At 69.2% G+C, this 16826-nt stretch carries 19 protein-coding genes; 1 reads left to right on the top strand and 18 read right to left on the bottom strand.

Features of this window, described 5'->3' with window-relative positions; translation table 11 throughout:
• Positions 1-26: 26 nt before the first annotated feature.
• Positions 27-812, bottom strand: a complete 786-nt coding sequence (locus tag DFR72_RS18745; protein WP_170176325.1) for a cytochrome c biogenesis CcdA family protein — start codon at positions 810-812, stop codon at positions 27-29.
• A 120-nt stretch (positions 813-932) separates the two neighbouring features.
• Here DFR72_RS18745 and DFR72_RS18740 point away from each other — a divergent pair, with 120 nt between their 5' ends.
• Positions 933-1925: a M64 family metallopeptidase gene (locus tag DFR72_RS18740; protein ID WP_090065969.1), complete on the top strand. Its 993-nt coding sequence runs from the start codon at positions 933-935 to the stop codon at positions 1923-1925.
• A gap of 377 nt (positions 1926-2302) precedes the next feature.
• Here DFR72_RS18740 and DFR72_RS18735 read toward each other — a convergent pair whose 3' ends face one another.
• From DFR72_RS18735 to DFR72_RS18655, 17 genes are all read right to left on the bottom strand, one after another.
• On the bottom strand, positions 2303-2860 hold the full coding sequence (locus DFR72_RS18735; RefSeq protein ID WP_090065970.1) for a TlpA family protein disulfide reductase: 558 nt from the start codon (positions 2858-2860) through the stop codon (positions 2303-2305).
• Complete coding sequence (locus DFR72_RS18730) at positions 2857-3486, bottom strand: histidine phosphatase family protein (RefSeq protein ID WP_090065971.1); 630 nt, start codon at positions 3484-3486, stop codon at positions 2857-2859. Before DFR72_RS18730 ends, DFR72_RS18735 begins: the two co-directional genes overlap by 4 nt.
• On the bottom strand, positions 3483-4778 hold the full coding sequence (gene hemL, locus DFR72_RS18725) for a glutamate-1-semialdehyde 2,1-aminomutase (RefSeq protein WP_090065972.1): 1296 nt from the start codon (positions 4776-4778) through the stop codon (positions 3483-3485). Before hemL ends, DFR72_RS18730 begins: the two co-directional genes overlap by 4 nt.
• An 11-nt stretch (positions 4779-4789) precedes the next feature.
• Entirely contained in the window at positions 4790-5146 is a 357-nt protein-coding gene (locus tag DFR72_RS18720) for a hypothetical protein (RefSeq protein ID WP_143086716.1), read from the bottom strand.
• 5 nt (positions 5147-5151) lie between these two features.
• On the bottom strand, positions 5152-5571 hold the full coding sequence (locus DFR72_RS18715; RefSeq protein WP_090065974.1) for a DUF3093 family protein: 420 nt from the start codon (positions 5569-5571) through the stop codon (positions 5152-5154).
• The gene (locus DFR72_RS18710; protein ID WP_090065975.1) at positions 5571-6317 is read right to left on the bottom strand and encodes a hypothetical protein; all 747 of its coding nucleotides are present in this window, start codon (positions 6315-6317) and stop codon (positions 5571-5573) included. The genes DFR72_RS18715 and DFR72_RS18710 overlap by 1 nt, the downstream gene beginning before the upstream one ends.
• A complete protein-coding gene (locus DFR72_RS18705; protein WP_090065976.1) occupies positions 6314-6718 on the bottom strand; it encodes a hypothetical protein in 405 nt (134 codons plus the stop codon). Before DFR72_RS18705 ends, DFR72_RS18710 begins: the two co-directional genes overlap by 4 nt.
• Entirely contained in the window at positions 6715-7158 is a 444-nt protein-coding gene (locus tag DFR72_RS18700; protein ID WP_090065977.1) for a hypothetical protein, read from the bottom strand. The genes DFR72_RS18705 and DFR72_RS18700 overlap by 4 nt, the downstream gene beginning before the upstream one ends.
• A gap of 10 nt (positions 7159-7168) precedes the next feature.
• A complete protein-coding gene (locus tag DFR72_RS18695; protein WP_090065978.1) occupies positions 7169-7678 on the bottom strand; it encodes a hypothetical protein in 510 nt (169 codons plus the stop codon).
• Positions 7663-8637 (bottom strand): porphobilinogen synthase, encoded by a 975-nt coding sequence (gene hemB / locus DFR72_RS18690; RefSeq protein WP_090065979.1) that lies wholly within the window; start codon positions 8635-8637, stop codon positions 7663-7665. The genes DFR72_RS18695 and hemB overlap by 16 nt, the downstream gene beginning before the upstream one ends.
• A 75-nt stretch (positions 8638-8712) precedes the next feature.
• Positions 8713-10245, bottom strand: a complete 1533-nt coding sequence (locus tag DFR72_RS18685; protein ID WP_090065980.1) for a bifunctional uroporphyrinogen-III C-methyltransferase/uroporphyrinogen-III synthase — start codon at positions 10243-10245, stop codon at positions 8713-8715.
• Positions 10246-10263: 18 nt separating this feature from the next.
• The gene (gene hemC, locus DFR72_RS18680; RefSeq protein ID WP_090065981.1) at positions 10264-11199 is read right to left on the bottom strand and encodes a hydroxymethylbilane synthase; all 936 of its coding nucleotides are present in this window, start codon (positions 11197-11199) and stop codon (positions 10264-10266) included.
• A complete protein-coding gene (locus tag DFR72_RS18675) occupies positions 11196-12509 on the bottom strand; it encodes a glutamyl-tRNA reductase (protein WP_090065982.1) in 1314 nt (437 codons plus the stop codon). The genes hemC and DFR72_RS18675 overlap by 4 nt, the downstream gene beginning before the upstream one ends.
• A 37-nt stretch (positions 12510-12546) precedes the next feature.
• Positions 12547-13302: a redox-sensing transcriptional repressor Rex gene (locus DFR72_RS18670; RefSeq protein ID WP_245983131.1), complete on the bottom strand. Its 756-nt coding sequence runs from the start codon at positions 13300-13302 to the stop codon at positions 12547-12549.
• A gap of 168 nt (positions 13303-13470) precedes the next feature.
• Positions 13471-14940, bottom strand: coding sequence for a molybdopterin-dependent oxidoreductase (locus DFR72_RS18665; RefSeq protein WP_090065984.1), 1470 nt, complete (start codon positions 14938-14940; stop codon positions 13471-13473).
• A 61-nt stretch (positions 14941-15001) separates the two neighbouring features.
• Positions 15002-15241, bottom strand: coding sequence for a glutaredoxin family protein (locus DFR72_RS18660; RefSeq protein ID WP_090065985.1), 240 nt, complete (start codon positions 15239-15241; stop codon positions 15002-15004).
• Positions 15242-15246: 5 nt separating this feature from the next.
• Positions 15247-16722 (bottom strand): AMP-binding protein, encoded by a 1476-nt coding sequence (locus tag DFR72_RS18655; protein ID WP_090065986.1) that lies wholly within the window; start codon positions 16720-16722, stop codon positions 15247-15249.
• Between the last annotated feature and the right edge of the window lie 104 nt (positions 16723-16826).

Genomic DNA, 16826 nt, shown 5'->3' with positions numbered 1-16826 from the left:
CCACGTGTTGCGGAGGAAGGCGATCACTAGAGCGGCAGCCTCACGACGTCGACGAACGAGTAGCGCAGCCACCCGACGAACTCACCCCAGAGCCCGGTGACCAGCGCGATCCCGACGAGGATCAGCAACACGCCACCGAAGACCTGCACCTGCCGAGCGTGCGTGCGCAGCCACTTGGTCACGCCCAACGCCCACCGCGCACCCAGCGCGAGAACAACGAACGGCAACCCGAGCCCCAAGCAGTACGCAAGCACCAGCACGGCCCCACGCACGGTCGAGGACCCGACCTCGGTGCTGCGAGCGACAGCGAGCACCCCGGCCAGCGTCGGCCCGAGACAGGGCGTCCACCCGAGCGCGAACACGGCCCCGAGCAACGGCGCCCCGAGCAGCCCGGCGCCGGGCTTGGTGTGGAACCGCACGTCCTTCTGCAGCGCCGGAACGAACCCGAGGAACACCAGTCCCATCAGGATCGTGACGACACCACCGATGCGCTGGAACAGATCAGCGTTGAGGAGCAACGCGTCCGAAGCGCCAAGAATGGCCATCGAGGCCAACGCGAAGACAACGGTGAACCCGAGCACGAACAGCAACGAGGCCCCGGCAACCCGCCACCGCCCCTGCCGAGCGGGCTCGTTCGCCTCCACCCGAGGCGCCTCGGCACCGACCAGCCCAGCGAGGTACGCCAGGTACCCGGGCACCAGCGGCACCACGCACGGCGACGCGAAGGAGATGAACCCCGCGAGCAAAGCAACCCCGGTTGCCAGCAGCAACGGCCCGGAGATCGCCAAATCGGTGGGGTCCACAGATCTCAGAGTAGGTAGTTGCCCAGATCACGCGAGCACCGGCACCACTTTGACCCAACACAAGGCTTGGGCCAAAAGTGCCAACAATTGCCGCTTGTGGGTGACATCACGGTTGCTTAGCGTCAACACATGCAACGTTCGCGGCTGCTCCTCCCGGCACTGACCATGTCAGCGCTGGCACTGTTCGCGCAGGTACCGGCCGGCGGCGCTGCCCCGGCGATGGAATGGCGCGAAGTCTTCAACGAAGACGGCTCCATCACCCAGGCCCTCACCCCGAAGGCCCCAGCGGAGAAGTCCTCGGACTTCCGAGCCCTGGCAGCAGCGGACGTGATCCCGGTACAGGTGACCGGCGACTCGTCAGACCGCTTCGACCTGGTCTTCGTGGGCGACGGCTACACAGCCGAAGACCTGGAAACCTACGCCGCGAACGTGAAGAGCAAGTGGGAAGAACTCTCCGCGGTAGAGCCCTTCGCCACCTACAAGCAGTACTTCAACGTCTGGCAGGTGAATGTGGTCTCCGCAGAGTCAGGCGTAGACCACGACCCGACAAAGGGCCTGCTCAAGAACACCGCGCTGGACATGGGCTTCTGGTGCCAAGGCCGCGACGCGAACACAGAACGCCTGCTCTGCGTGAACGAAACCAAGGCAAAAGAGTTCGCAGCCCTGGCCCCCCAGTCGGACCAGGTGATCGCCCTGGGCAACACCACGAAGTACGGCGGAGCAGGCGGCTCAGTAGCCACAGCCTCAGGCGCGAACGCCCAAGCGGGCCAAATCGCAATCCACGAGCTGGGCCACTCGATCGGCGGCCTGGCCGACGAATACGACTACCCGTACGCAACGTACACGGGCACAGAACCACGAGAAATCAACGTCACCAAGGACCCCACCGGCGCAAAGTGGGCAGAATACCTGGGCCAGCCGTCCCCAGACGGCGGCGTGATCGCCCCAGTAGAGGGCGCCCGCTACTACAAGAACGGCCTGTACCGCCCCACAAGCAACTCGATCATGCGAACCCTGGGCAAACAGTTCAACTCAATCGGCCGAGACGCCATGATCAAGGCCTTCAAGGCGAAAATCCCATCACTGAACGAACCAGTAGTGGCCCCGCCCGCCCAGCGGTAAGTACCTAGCAGCCACCCCACAGCGAAGCCGAAGGCGAGCCGTCCTTCCACACGGGCCAGGCGGTGGGGTCCCATCACGAGTCGCGCCACAGCTCTTGCTGCATGAGAGAAGGGGTGTCAACTCGACACGCTTTTCGTCGAGTTGACACCCCTTCACGCATGTGGCCCGCTCTTGGCTCGGCTCGTGATGGGACCCCACCGCCAACGCACCGAGCTACGCAACAGGCAGCCGCCCAACGCAACAGGCGTGCCATCAACCCACCCGTGGCGTGGACCCCTGATCAGATTGCCGGGGTCTGGGGCAGAGCCCCAGGAAAACGCAACCGCAAGCCCGCCGCCCGCAAGGCGACCACCCACAAGGTCGCGCCCACCCGAAGATCACTCCTTGGCAAGCTCATCCAAAACAGGCTGCAAATCCGAGGCCAAAACCGTCACCAAGAACACAGCCGCCACCTTGTGATCCTTGTCAACAACAAAGGTAGACGGCACACCATTAGCCGGGATTCCCTTGAAAACGTTGATAAAACTCCGAGCAGAAGCATCATAAATAGACGGATAAGTAAGCGATCGGGACTTCATGAAATCCCGAGGATACTCCTTCGACGTCTCCTTGACATCCAGCCCGATGACCTGAGTCCCGGCATCGAAGATCTTCTGCATCTCAGGAGCCTCAGTCCGGCAAGGCCCACACCAGGCGCCCCAGATGTTGATCACGACGGGCTTCCCGGAATAATCAGAAAGCCGGACGACCTTCCCGTCCTCAAGCAGAGACTCCCCTTCGAGCCCCTTCAACGCCTTGCGCTCACCAACCGGGTACCGAATCTTGACCTGCCCCCCAGGAGCCACGAGATAGAAATCCCCGGCCCCGACCTGGGCAGCATCTTTACCGGTAGTGCATCCAGCCACCAACAACAGCAGAACCAAAAACCGCTTCATGCCCCAGTCACCCGAGGATCAGTGGCCCCCACAGGCTCGGTGTAGGCAATCCGGACAAGCTGCTCCCCCTCGAAGATCAACGAGGTGAGCGAGGCGAGCGAGCACTCCCGCCGGCGAGGGTCATGCCACATCCGCTTCCCCTCCAGGAACCGCCGCACAGTCCAAATGGGCAACTGATGCGAAACACAAACGGCTTCATGCCCCTCAGCAGCAGCCCGGGCCTTCTGCACCGCCCCCATCATCCGGTGAGCGATCTCGATGTACGGCTCCCCCCAAGAGGGCCGGAAGGGGTTGACGAGCTTGGGCCAGTGCTGCGGAGACCGCAAAGCCCCGTCCCCCACAGCGACCTTCAACCCCTCGAACTGGTTGTCGGCCTCGATCAACCGCTCATCAGTCGCCAACTCCAGCCGATGCGAGTCGGCGATAGGAGAGGCGGTCTGCTGTGCACGGTCCAAAGGGGACGCCACGACGTGCACGATGTCGTGGTCCGCCAGGTGCTCGGCCACGGTGAGGGCCTGCTTCTGCCCCCGCTCGGACAGCTTGAAGCCGGGGATGCGGCCGTAGAGGATGCCGGTCGGGTTGTGCACCTCGCCGTGGCGGAGCAGGTGGACGACGGTGCGGGTCACTTGCGGGCCTCCTTGGCGGCACGGGCCGCGTGCGGCAGTGCTTCGGCGATCACGGCGAACTCCTCTTCACCCATGGCGGCGTTCACGAACCACGCTTCGAAGGCCGACGGCGGGGCGTAGACGCCTCGCTCCAGCAGGGCGTGGAAGAACGGCGGGAAGCGCCACGTCTCACATGCCTGCGCGCCCGCGTAGTCCTTCACCTCGGTCGAACCGAAGAACACGCTCACCAGGTTTCCAGCGAACTGCACGCGGTGCTCGACGCCCGCCTCGGTCAGCGAGGCCGTGAAGAGGGCGCCGAGGCGCGTGGCGTTGCGGTTCAGCGCCGTGTAGACCTCGTCGTCGGCCGCGCGCAGCGTCGCGAGACCGGCGGCCACCGCGACGGGGTTACCGGACAACGTGCCCGCCTGGTAGACGGGACCGGAGGGGGCGAGCCGCTCCATCACGTCGGCACGGCCACCGAAAGCGGCCGCCGGAAGGCCACCGGACATGACCTTGCCGAACGTGTAGAGGTCGCCGGGCACGCGCTCCAGGCCGAACCAGCCGGCGCGCGAGACGCGGAAGCCGGTCATGACCTCGTCCATGACCAGCAACGCGCCGTCGGCGTCGCAGATCTCACGCAGGCCCGCGTTGAAGTCGGCACCCGGTGCGACGGCGCCCATGTTGCCCGCCGCGGCCTCGGTGATGACGCAGGCGATCTCGCCGGGGTTCTCCGCGAACGCCGCGCGCACGGCCTCGATGTCGTTGTACGGCAGCACGATCGTGTCCTCGGCCTGCGCGCCCGTGACCCCGGGCGAGCTCGGCAGGCCCAGGGTCGCGACGCCCGAGCCGGCCTGGGCCAGCAGCGCGTCGACGTGACCGTGGTAACAACCGGCGAACTTGATGACCTTGCGGCGCTCGGTGAAGCCGCGGGCGAGGCGGATCGCGCTCATCGTGGCCTCGGTGCCCGAGTTGACCAGGCGGACCTGGCGGACCGGCTCGACGCGGTCGATCAGTTCGGCCGCGAGCTCGATCTCACCCTCGGTGGGCGTGCCGAACGACAGCCCGGACGCGGCGGCCTTCTGCACCGCCTCGACCACGGACGGGTGGGCGTGCCCGAGGATCATCGGGCCCCACGAGGCCACCAGGTCGACGTACCGGTTGCCGTCCGCGTCCCACAGGTGCGGACCCTCGCCGCGCACCATGAAGCGCGGGGTGCCGCCGACGGAGTGGAACGCCCGCACCGGAGAGTTGACCCCGCCGGGGGTCAGCGTCGACGCGCGCTCGAACAGGGCCTGGGATCGACTCGCAGTCACGTACCCCAGTCTCACATGTCGGAGTCGGCGGCTTTCTGCGGCCGGGTGCGCACGGCCAGCAGGACCTGCCGGACCGCGTCGAGAGCGAGGACCACGGCCAGCGTGACGGCTCCGGCGGCGGTGCCCAGCCAGTTGCCGAGGTAGCGCGTGGAGGTCAACGGCTCGCGCCCCTCGAACGGGTACTCCAGCCGCACCACGCCGCGGTTCCAGCACCACACGGCGAGGACCACCAGCAGGACGATCGCGACGGCCTCACCCGCGGCGATGAGCCACCGCCTGGGCTGGTGCAGGCTCGGACCGGCCGGCGGCGCCTGCTCAGGCTCCTCCACCACGGTGTCCGACTCCGGCTCAGTCACGGCCTCTGTCACGTCGCTCACCTTCTCACGACCCGCCGCAGCGCCGCGAGGAAGGCTTCCGGATCGCGCGCCCACGCCAGCACCACCGAGCCGTCGACCAGCCGCAACGGCACGGCGGTCGTCCCCTTGGGCACCGACCAGCCGCCGCCGAGCACCTTCGCCCCGGCCGGGGCGCCGACGTCCTGACAGGCCTCGATCATCGCGACCGGCAGCTTCTCCCGCCCGAACCGCGCGTCCTCGGCCGTGAGCTCGATGCTGCCGGTCTTGACCCGCCCGTACACCCACAGCACCGCGCCGAGGGTCAGGCCGAGTCCGGCGACGGCCCACAGCGTCACGGACGCGGGCCCGGTGAGGAGCTCGACCAGGTACCCGGCGACGGCGAACGCCGGGCCCCACAGGAGCGGCCACCAGCTGCTGCCGGACTCGCGGTAGAGCACTAGCGGACGAACCTGTTCGACGCCGGCAGGAACTGCAGCACGATGGCCGCGACGGTCAGTCCGATCACGACGATGCAGATCGCCACGCTCGGCTGCCAGACCCGCGCGCCGATCGAGACGAACGTGATCCCGATCATCGCCACGAACCCGAGCCCGCCGAGGATCGTGAGCAGGATGCGCGCCCAGTTCTGGCCGTTGCGCAGCACGATCGCGAACGCGACGTACGGCGCGGCCGCGACCAGCATCACGAACCCGAAGATCACCGCCATGGCCCGCACGCCGATCTCGCCCGCCCGGCGGTCCTCCTCCGTGACGATGGTGTCCTGGGTGAGGAAGAAGTCGGCGTTGACGAGCAGCATCACCGGCAGCACGGCCACGGAGAGCAGCGCGCCCACGATCCAGATCCACATCGCGGCGTTGATCGTGGCCGGTCGCGCCGGCGGCAGCTCGTGGGACTGCACCGGCGACATCGGGTAGCTCGCCTGCGCTACCTGGTTCACCTGGTAATGCCCATTGGGCGGGGTGGGATAGGCGCTGGTGGGGTTCTGCCACCCGGCGCCGGCCGAGTTCTGCCACTGGGCCTGCTCGAGTGGCGGTGCCAACTCGGGCGCGGGCGGCATGGGCGGCCCCATGTTGTTCACGGCGGTCACCTCGTACGTCCCGGCTGTTGCGCCGTACGGGTCCAGCTGGCCCTGCGGGACGTCCGCGCTCGGCTGCCAGGGGTTCGGGTCTTGCGGATTGCTCACTGCTCACGCACCTCCGCCAGCCACTGTGCCGTACGCGCCTGCCACGTGAAGACGATTGCGGCACAGATGAGCAGCAAAGTGACCAAGCTCGAAGCGCTGACCCCGACGAACAGGATCCAGACCATGTGCACGATCGCGATGAGCGACAGCGCGATCCGCGCCCAGTTCCTCCGCTTCAGGAACAACCGGGTGAGCCACGCGTAGGCCACCACGAAGATCACCGCAACTGCCGACAACGTGCCCAGGAAGCTCGTGACCTGCCCGGACGACCAGTCGGTCAGCCGCTGCACCTCACCGCGCTGGAACCACAGCCCCGCGGTCGTGAAGAGGACGAAGACGGCGGTCGCGAGCCACAGGCCGACCGCGATGCGAACGGACCGAGGCGTGTCGTCTTCCTTCACGCCGGTTGCTCGCGCTCGACCAGGTACTCGGTCGACTGCCGGAAGTAGAACAGCACCAGGCCCGACATGGCGATCAGCACCGGCACGACGGCCAGCCCGTTGCCGATCATCTGGAAGAACAGGGTCAGCAGCACCGTGATCATCAACCCGGTGCGGCTCTTCTTCAGCCCACCCTTGACCTTGCCGGCGAACCACACGGCGAGCGCTGCCAGCACGATCGAGCCGACCAGCACGGCGACGACGATCGCGGTGGCCGTCGACTCGATCATCTCCGGCGTCAGCCCGGCGTCGGTGGACGTGGCCTTCACGTTGTCGATCAGGAGCTGCTTGTTGGCGAACTGGAACACGGCGGCGAGCACCCAGAGGACGGCACCGGCCACGACGAGCCAGTAGCCCGCGGTGATCGTGCCAGGGGTGCCCGATTCCTTCGGAGACGTCACGGTCGCGAACTTAGGACGGCCGCACCGCGCTGTCCACCGCGACCCGCTTCCTGAAGTGCGCGGACACCCGGTACATCAGCACGATCGCGGACGCGTCCAGCACGGTGGTGACCGCCGTGACGGCCAGGTCGACCGGACGCATCTCGACGCCCAGCGATGCCGCGACACCGCTGCTCCAGGCGAGCAACCGGAACAGTCCGAACGCGACGGACGCACCGCCCAGCACGGTCAGCACGATCCGGGCCCAGTTGCGGCCGCGCGCCATCGCGTTCGCCAGCCGCGTGTACGCGACCAGCAGGGCCACGGCGATCAGCAGTCCGAAGAGGACACCACCGTTGACGTTGGCGTCGATCTGGTCCTGTCCCAGTGCCGGGTTCTGGCGACGCACCTCGGCCACGAGCATCTCGCGGTCGAGGAGCTGCTCCAGGAACCGCAGCATGCCGACGCACGCGCTGGCGATCCACAGCCAGCGCGAGACGTCGACCAGCTTCGGGACGGGGGTACCTACCGGTCCAGCCACCGGGCGGCTTCCACTGCCCAGTACGTCAGCACGATGTCCGCGCCGGCGCGGCGGATGGACGTGAGCGACTCGAGGATCGAGCGCTCCCGGTCGATCCAGCCGTTCGCGGCGGCGGCCTCGATCATCGCGTACTCACCGGAGATCTGGTACGCCGCAACGGGAACGTCCGAGACCTCGGCGACCGCGCGCAGCACGTCCAGGTACAGCAGCGCGGGCTTGACCATGACCATGTCCGCGCCCTCGGCGAGGTCCAGCTGCACCTCGCGGATCGCCTCGCGGGCGTTCGCCGGGTCCTGCTGGTAGGTCTTGCGGTCGCCCGCGAGCTGCGACTCGACGGCGTCGCGGAACGGGCCGTAGAACGCCGACGCGTACTTGGCGGAGTAGGCGAGGACGCCGGTGTCGTGCAGGCCCGCCTGGTCCAGGGCGTTGCGGATGAAGGCGATCTGGCCGTCCATCATGCCGCTCGGGCCGACGACGTGGGCACCGGCGCGCGCCTGCGCGACGGCCATCTCGCCGTAGACCTCGAGGGTCGCGTCGTTGTCGACCGTGCCGTCGGCGGCGAGCACGCCGCAGTGGCCGTGGTCGGTGAACTCGTCGAGGCAGCAGTCCGACATCAGAACGGTGCTGTCGCCCAGTTCCGCGCGCAGGTCGCCCAGCGCGGCGTTGAGGATGCCGTCCGGGTCGGTGCCGCCGGAACCGACGGCGTCGCGCTCGGCCGGGACGCCGAACAGCATGATGCCGCCGACGCCTGCCTGCACGGCCTCGACCGCGGCCTTGCGCAACGAGTCGCGGGAGTGCTGCAGGACGCCCGGCATGCTGCTGATCTCAGCAGGCTCGACCAGGCCTTCCTTGACGAACATCGGCAGCACGAGCTGCCTCGGGCGCACCTCGGTCTCGGACACGAGGCGGCGCATGGCGGGCGTCGTGCGCAGACGCCTCGGCCGGTGCAGTGGGTACATCTGGGGACTCCCTGGCGGAAGAGAGTCGAAGGGGCCACTCAAAGGATCTTGAGTGGCCCCGACGGCTTCACTGGACTAGCTGCGGCGCAGACGCTTGGTCTTGCGCGGAGGAGGCAGCGCTCCCTCGGCGCGCAACCGGGCGGCGTGGGCGGCCAGCGCGTCGACCAGCGCGGGCACGTTCGCCTCCTCGGGCTGCACGTCGACCCGGAGGCCGAACTCCCGCGCCGTCTCGGCGGTCTGCGGGCCGATGCACGCGACGAGCGTGCGGGCGTGCGGCTTGCCCGCGATGCCGACCAGGTTCCGCACGGTCGACGACGAGGTGAAGCACACCGCGTCGAAGCCACCGGACTTGATCATCTCGCGGGTGTCGGCGGGCGGCGGGGCCGCACGCACGGTGCGGTACGCCGTCACGTCGTCGATCTCCCAGCCACGTTCGCGCAAGCCTGCGGCCAGCGTCTCGGTGGCGATGTCGGCCCGCGGCAGCAGCACGCGGTCGACCGGGTCGAGGATGTCGTCGTAGGGCGGGAAGTCGTTCAGCAGGCCCTCGGACGACTGGTCACCCGACGGCACGAGCTCCGGGATGATGCCGAACGAGCGCACCTTCGCGGCCGTGGCTTCGCCGACACAGGCGATCTTCACGCCGGAGAACGCACGGGCGTCCAGGCCGAACTCGCGGAACTTCTCCCACACCGCGCGGACGGCGTTGGTCGAGGTGAAGACGACCCACTGGTAGCGGCCGTCGACGAGACCCTTGACCGAACGTTCCATCTGCGCGGGGCTGCGGGGCGGCTCGACCGAGATCGTCGGCACCTCGACGGCGATGGCGCCGTGCGAGTGCAGGCGCTCGGACATCGCGCCGGCCTGCTCCTTGGTCCGCGGGACCAGCACTCGCCAGCCGTACAGCGCCCGCGACTCCCACCAGGAGAGCTTCGAGCGGTTGGCGGCGGCGGCACCGACGGTGACGACCAGCGGGCCGCCCATCTCACCGGCGTCGGCGGCCACAGCCGCCAGCGTGGTGTCGATGGTGCGCTGCTGGAAGCCGGTGCCTTCGGCGGTGACGGCGACCGGGGTCTGCGGCGCGAGGCCGTTCTCGACCAGGTTCGACGCGGCCTCGGCCAGGTGCGAACCGGTCGCGTGCAGCACGAGCGTGCCGGGCGCGGCGGCGAGGCCGGCCCAGTCCGTCACCGCGCGGACGTCGACCTCGGTGTGCACGCCACCGAGAGCCACACCCGCGTACGCCGGAACCGCGGTGCCCGAGGGCACACCGGGTACGACGTCGAACGGGATCGTCGACTTCGCGACGGCCTGCGCTTCCTTGACGACCGAGTCGAGCGTCAGCGGGTCACCCGCGACGAGACGAACGACGGTCGCGCCGTTGCGCGCCTCGTTCACCAGGTCCTTGGCCACGTCGGCGGACTCACCGACAGCGGGGCGGACCTCGACTCCCTCCGGCACGGTCGCGAGGACGTCCGAGGGAACGTCCGGGTCCGTGACCACGAGTTCAGCCCTGGTGAGCAAGTCGTGGGCCCGGACCGTGAGCAGCCCGGTGTCGCCGGGGCCGGAGCCCACGAAGGCGATGCGTCCGGGGGTCTTGCGTGCGCGGGTCATCAGGGCACTCCCCATCGATTACGCCTCTGGACCGCTGAGAACCGCGGCCCCGAGGTCGAGCAACTCGGCGGCCAGCGCCCGGCCGAGTCCCTCAGCTTCGGTCAAGTCACCGGTGGCGGACGCACGGAGGAGATCGTTCTCCGGCGTCGCTGCGACCCCGCGCAGGGAAAGTCGGTACACGACCTTCCCGTCGTCATCGAGGTCTTCCACCACATCGGCCAGCGCGCCGACCGGCGCGCTGCAGCCCGCCTCGAGCGCGGCCAGCATGGCGCGCTCAGCGGTCACAGCGGCCCGGCTGGCCGAATCGTCCAAAGTGGACTGGATCAGGTGCTCGGCGTCGACGTCGTCGACCCGGCACTCGACTGCCAACGCACCCTGCGCGGGTGCGGGAAGCATCTGGATGGGCTCCAGGTTCTCGGTGATCTCGCTCGTGCGGCCGAGACGCGAGATGCCGGCGCGAGCCAGCACCACCGCGTCGAGCTCGCCGCCCCGGACCTTGCCGATGCGCGTGTCCACGTTGCCGCGCAACGGGACGATGTTCAGCCCGAGGCCCAACGCCTCCAGCTGCGCCGCACGGCGCGGAGATCCGGTGCCCACAGTGGACCCCGCCGGCAGCTCACCGAGCGTGAGACCGTCGCGCGCCACGAGGGCGTCGCGCGGGTCTTCCCGCTGGGGCACTGCCGCGAGCGTCAGACGGGGGTCCGGCGCGGTCGGGAGGTCCTTGTAGGAGTGGACGGCGACGTCGATCTCGTCGTTCGCGAGCGCGTCACGAAGAGCCGACGTGAAGACGCCGATGCCGATCTGGGCGATCGGAGCGTCGGAGAGGTCGCCCGGCGTCTTGATGACGACGATCTCGACCTGAGCTCCGGCAGCCTTCAACGCCTCGGCCACGGTGCCCGTCTGCGCGAGCGCCAGTGCGCTGCCTCGGGTACCGATCCGTAGGGTGCGGGTCACCGCGTTTCACCATCCACTGAAGACTTGGTCTGACTGACGACCCCAGGCGACTGGGGGTCTAGCCCGAAAAGCTCGCGGAGAGCCTCCGCGTAGCCGGTACCACCAGGGGCGGAAGCGAGCTCCTTCACCCTGACGGTCGGCGTGTGCAGGAGCTTGTCTACAACGCGGCGCACCGTCTTGGCCAATTCACCGCGTGTCGCGGGGTCCAGTTCGGGAAGTCGCGAATCAAGACGGAGCAGTTCGGCGTCGACCACCTCGGCGGCCCGCTTGCGCAGGGCCGTGACGGTCGGCGTGACCTCGGCGGACCGCTGCCCGGCGAGGTAGGCCTTCACCTCACCGGCGACCAGCTGGACCGCCAGGCGGGTGTCCTGGCCGGCGGGCGCGTCGGAAAGGCGGCGCTGCAACGTCTCCAGGTCCACCACACGAACGTTCGGCAGCTCGGCGGCGGCCGGGTCGACGTCCTTGGGCAGGCCCAGGTCGCACACGACCAACGGCCGCGAGCGGGCGCTGATCATGTCCGCGCGGACGACCGTGTCGACCGACCCGGTGCACGCGAAGACGATGTCCGCGAGGTCGATCTCGACGGCCATCGCGGTCAGGTCGACGGCCGTCGCGGGGACGCCCTCGGCCTTCAGCGACGTGGCGAGACGCACACCGTTGGCCTGCGTCCGGTTCGCGATGACGACCTCGCCGATGCCCGCCCGGCGCAGGTGGGCGGCGGCCAGGCCGCCCATGGCACCGGCGCCGACGAGCAGCGCGCGCTTGCCGACGAGGGTGCCCAGCTGGGCCTCCGCGTCGCCGAGGGCCTCGGACACGACCGACGCACCCGCGTGGTCGATGCCGGTCTCGGTGTGCACCCGCTTGCCGACGCGCAGCGCGTTCTGGGTGAGCTCGTGGACGGTCCTGCCGACGGTGCCCGCCTCGTCCGCCGCCGCGTACGCACCGCGCAGCTGGCCGAGGATCTGGGACTCGCCGACGACCATCGAGTCGAGGCCGGCCGCGACGGAGAACAGGTGCTCGACGGCAGCGGCGGCGTAGTGGACGTAGAAGTGCTCGTAGAGCGACTGAGGCTCGATCTGCGCGTGCTGCGCCAGGACCTCGACGACCTCGGACATGCCGCCGTGGAACGACTCGACGACGGCGTAGACCTCGACCCTGTTGCAGGTCGACAGGACCATCGCCTCGGAGACGCTGGGGGCGGCGAGCAGCTGGCCGAGGACCTTGGGCAGGTTCGGCTCGGCCACGGTGACGCGTTCCAGGACCGGGACTGGGGCGGTGCGGTGCGAAAGCCCGACTACGAGCACGCTCATGCACTCACCACGTCTGCCGGAGCCGTCTGGCTCACGCTCACGGGCGAATCACCATCCCGTCCACACCGAGTCCGTTGTTGCCGACCGAGACGCTGGCAGCCTCGTCCGCACGCCGAGCGACGTGGAACGACAGGATCTGCATCTCGACCGCCAAGTCAACCTTGCGCACCTCGACGTTGTCTGGAACCTGAAGGACAACTGGTGCAAAGTTCAGAATGCACTGGACGCCCGCAGATACCAAACGGTCGCAAACCGACTGGGCGGCGGGCGGCGGCGTCGCGATGACGCCGATCGACACCTCGCGCTCCAGGCAGATCGCGGTGATCTCGTCGATGTGGTTGACGGGGATGCCCCCAACAGGGATTCCGACGAGATCGGCGTCCACGTCGAAGAGGGCGGTGACCGGGAAACCACGGCCGGGGAACCCGCCGTAGTTCGCGAGAGCGTGACCAAGGTTACCGATGCCGACGACGGCCACGGAGTGGTTGCGGGTGAGGCCGAGGATGCGCTCGATGTGGCTCACGAGGACCTCGACGTCGTACCCGACGCCCCTCGTGCCGTAGCTGCCGATGTAGCTCAGGTCCTTGCGGAGCTTGGCCGCGTTGACGCCGGCGGCCTGGCTCAGTTCCTCGCTGGAGACGGCGGTGACGCCACTCTCGGCCATGCCGGACAGCACGCGCAGGTACACGGCGAGCCGGGCCACGGCGGCCTCGGGGATCGCGCGGGCGCGCTCCTTGTCGGCAGCCTCTGCAGGGGTGGTGGTCGTCTCACCTTCGCCCCGCTGTGAAACCACGCTCTCCGACCTCCGGGTGTGCGACACCGCAGGGACCCCGCGGCGTTGGTGATGTGGACACCGTACCGCTTGTGAACGCATGCACAAAGTCGGTGATCGGGTGTCACAGCGCCGGTGACAGGGCGTGACCAGCGCTTCCTCGGTTCATGATCACTAGAGGGTGAGCGCCTACTCGACGGTGAAGGTGACCGAGTGCCATCCCGTCGCACCGTCGGGAACCGGGTCGAGGCGGGCCTGGTCCTGCGTGAAGCCGGATTTGTCGGTGGCCCGGCACTCGGCCGTGTGACTGCCCTTGCTGAGCTCCAGCTCGACCCGCCACATGCGCCAAGTCGTGTCGCTGACGTCGGCCCCGAGCTGGGCCTCCCGCCACGGTCCACCGTCGATCCTGACCTCGACCTTGGCCACGCCCTTGGGCTGGGCCCACGCCGTGCCGGCGATGACCGCCTTGCCCTGGACCTTGCCCATCCTCGTGGGCCGGTCGATGCGCGAGGACACCTTGATCGGCGCCCGCGTCGCCCAGCCCCGCGGGATCCAGTAGCCCTGGTCCTTCGCGAACGTCGTCACGTTGAGGTCGGTGACCCACTTGGTCGCGGAGACGTAGCCGTAGAGCCCCGGGACCACGAGCCGCGCCGGGAACCCGTGCTCGGCGGGCAGCGGTTCGCCGTTCATGCCGATCGCGATCAGGCCGTTCTCCAGCACGTAGTCGAGCGGGCTGCCCGCGGTGAACCCGTCGTCGCTGGTGCTGAACAGCTGGTCCGCGCCCGCCTTCACACCGGCTTCGCGCAGCACGTCGCCGATCCTGACGCCGACGAAGTTGGCCGTGGAGATGTACGGCCCGCCGACCTCGTTGGAGACGCAGGTCAGCGTGACGGTCTCCTCGACGAGGTCCCTGCTCCGGATCTCCTCGAACGTGAGCACCATCGGCCGCTCGACCATGCCGTGCACCCGCAGCGCCCACTCCTCGGCCCTGATCCGCGGCACGCTCAGCGCGGTGTCGATCCGGTAGAAGTCGTCGCCGCTGGTGATGAAGCTCGGGGTGCCGTCCTTGACGAAGTCGGCGCCGACCGGGATCTCCGGTGCCTTCACCTTCGGCGTCAGGTCGCCGACGGCCTGGCGCGAGCCCTCGACGTCCGTCCGGCTGCCGAAGAGCTGGCCCGCGACCCCCGCGAAGACCGCGAGCCCGGCGGTGATCAGGAAACCGCGCCTGCTCTCGCTCTCCTCGGCCTCGCGGTGCAGGTAGCGGAACGCGTAGACGCCCGCCGCCGTACTGGCGACGGGTGCGAGCACGGCGAGCTGGCCGACGTCGGGCCTGGTCACGACCGCCGCGACGCCCACGAACCCGAGCAGCACGGCCACCAGCGTCCCCGGCGCGGGACTGTTCCGGCTGGCCAGGCCGGCCCCGATGCCGATGCCGACGAGCACGACGCCCATGCAGATGAGCAGCACGAGCTTGTCGGCGGTGCCGAACGTGGTGACGGCGAAGTCCTTCAGCCACGACGGCGTGAGGTCGATCGCGGCGTTGCCCACGGCGAGGTACGGGGAGGCGCTCAGGCCCACGAAGGCCGCCACCAGGTGCCCTGCCGCAAGAGCCGTGGCTAGGGCGATCAGTCCGGTGAGTGCGGCCTTGGCGGGCTTCATACCTCTGATTCGACACCCATCCGCGGTTGGTTCGCCCGAGCCGTAAGGCCCCGGTAATCAACTACTGGGCGAGGGCCGCCCTGAGGCGGTCCTCCTCCACCTTCCAGTACCCGTGCTCCGCGCCGTCCACCAGGAACACCGGCACCCGGTCGCCGTACTCGGCGCGCAGTTCCGGATCGGAGTCCACGTCCTCGACGGACCAGGTCGCGCCGAGGTCGGCGCAGATCCGCTCGATCTCGACGGCGGCCTCCTCGCAGGAGTGGCACGACACCCGGCTCATCAACGTCACGTGGTGGGTCATGCGCGTCATGCTCCCAAAGGCCTGCGCAGGACGGCGCGGGCGAGCTTGCCGGTCGGCGAGTGCGGCAGGGCCGGGGCGAACTCCACCGACGTCGGCACCTTGAACTTGGCCAGGCGCGCGGCGCAGTGGGCCACCACGGCCTCCGGGGTCAGTTCCTGCCCGTCGCGCAGCACGAGCACGACCTTCACCGACTCGCCGGTCTTCTCGTCCGGCACGCCGACGGCCGCGGCCTCGAGCACCTGCTCCAGCTCGCCGATGACCTGCTCGACCTCGTGCGGGTAGACGTTGAAGCCGTTGACGATGATCAGGTCACCGGCCCGGTCGACCAGGTGCAGGTCGCCGTCGGCGTCGATGAAGCCGACGTCGCCGGTGCGGAACCAGCCGGAGGAGTCCGGGCCGTGGGCGCCGTCGGGCCAGTAGCCGCTGAAGAGGTTGTCGCCCTTCGCGGACACCAGGCCGGTGCCGGGCTCGTCCTCGTCGATGTCGAGCACCGAGCCGTCCGTGTCGACCAGGCGGATCTCGACGCCCGGCAGCGCCTGGCCCACCGAACCCGGCTTCGGCACGCCGCCGACCAGGGTGGACGTGAGCACGGGGCCGGTCTCGGTGAGGCCGTAGCCCTCGTAGACCGGGATGCCGATCGCGCCGCGCATCTCCGCGATCACGCCGGCGGGCAGCGGGGCCGCGCCGGAGGTGAACAGGCGGACCGTGGCGAGCTTCTCGCGCAGCACCTCGGCCGGGTGCGCGAGCATCGCCCGGTACATCGGCGGCACGCCGACCATCGTGGTGACGCGGTGCTCCGCGATGACGTCGAGGACGTTGGACGGCTCGAAGCGCTCCAGCAGGACCGCCGTGGCACCCGCGCCCGCCACCTGCAGCAGGCCGGGGCCGAGGCCGTAGACGTGGAACAACGGCAGCGCGAGCAGCACCCTGTCGGCCGCCGTGACCGGAGCGGGGCGCAGGGCGGCGCACTGCGTGACGTTCGCGAGCAGCGCCCGGTGCGAGAGCATCGCGCCGCGCGGCACGCCGGACGTGCCCGAGGTGTAACCGAGGACGGCCAGGTCCTCGCCGCCGCGGACGGCCTCGACGGGCTCGGCGGTCGCGGTGACGTCCGGAACCTCGACCACCGTCGCGTCAGAGCCCTCGCCGTCGCCGATCAGGAGGGTGGCGCCGGAGTCGGCGAGGATGCGCTGGAGCTCCCGCGGCGGGATGCCGGGGCCGGTCGGCACCACGACCCCGCCCGCGCGGAGGATGCCGAACACGGCGACCACGAACTCGGGGCTCGTGGGCAGCCGTACCGCCACCCGGTCGCCCGATTCGAGTCCTGAATCAGCCAAATGGCGGGCGAAAGCGTCGGTCGCGCCGTCGATGGTTTCCCACGTGAGGCTCTTACCGCTCGCTACGTCCACCAGGGCGACGTGGCTGGGTCCCCGCTGTGCCGAAGCACGGACCAGATCTGACACATTGCGAGCGGAAGTCAACATGGCCTCCTCATGAACAACTGGGCACTCCGGGCAGTCTTCCACGCGTGACGAGCGTCATGAAGCGGCGGTCGGCTCGTCTTACCATCGAAACCGTCCGCTACCTA

It is taken from the genome of Lentzea flaviverrucosa (assembly GCF_003350445.1).
Lineage (GTDB): Bacteria > Actinomycetota > Actinomycetes > Mycobacteriales > Pseudonocardiaceae > Lentzea > Lentzea californiensis.
Note: the sequence above shows the minus strand (reverse complement) of the source record. Positions and strands in the feature narration are given on the sequence as shown.

Coding starts and splice junctions, on each gene's coding strand:
- DFR72_RS18740 (WP_090065969.1), top strand. CDS start 933: ATGCAACGTTCGCGGCTGCTCCTCCCGGCACTGACCATGTCAGCGCTG.
- DFR72_RS18735 (WP_090065970.1), bottom strand. CDS start 2,860: ATGAAGCGGTTTTTGGTTCTGCTGTTGTTGGTGGCTGGATGCACTACC.
- DFR72_RS18660 (WP_090065985.1), bottom strand. CDS start 15,241: ATGACCCACCACGTGACGTTGATGAGCCGGGTGTCGTGCCACTCCTGC.
- DFR72_RS18665 (WP_090065984.1), bottom strand. CDS start 14,940: ATGAAGCCCGCCAAGGCCGCACTCACCGGACTGATCGCCCTAGCCACG.
- DFR72_RS18675 (WP_090065982.1), bottom strand. CDS start 12,509: ATGAGCGTGCTCGTAGTCGGGCTTTCGCACCGCACCGCCCCAGTCCCG.
- hemB (WP_090065979.1), bottom strand. CDS start 8,637: ATGTACCCACTGCACCGGCCGAGGCGTCTGCGCACGACGCCCGCCATG.
- DFR72_RS18685 (WP_090065980.1), bottom strand. CDS start 10,245: ATGACCCGCGCACGCAAGACCCCCGGACGCATCGCCTTCGTGGGCTCC.
- DFR72_RS18655 (WP_090065986.1), bottom strand. CDS start 16,722: ATGTTGACTTCCGCTCGCAATGTGTCAGATCTGGTCCGTGCTTCGGCA.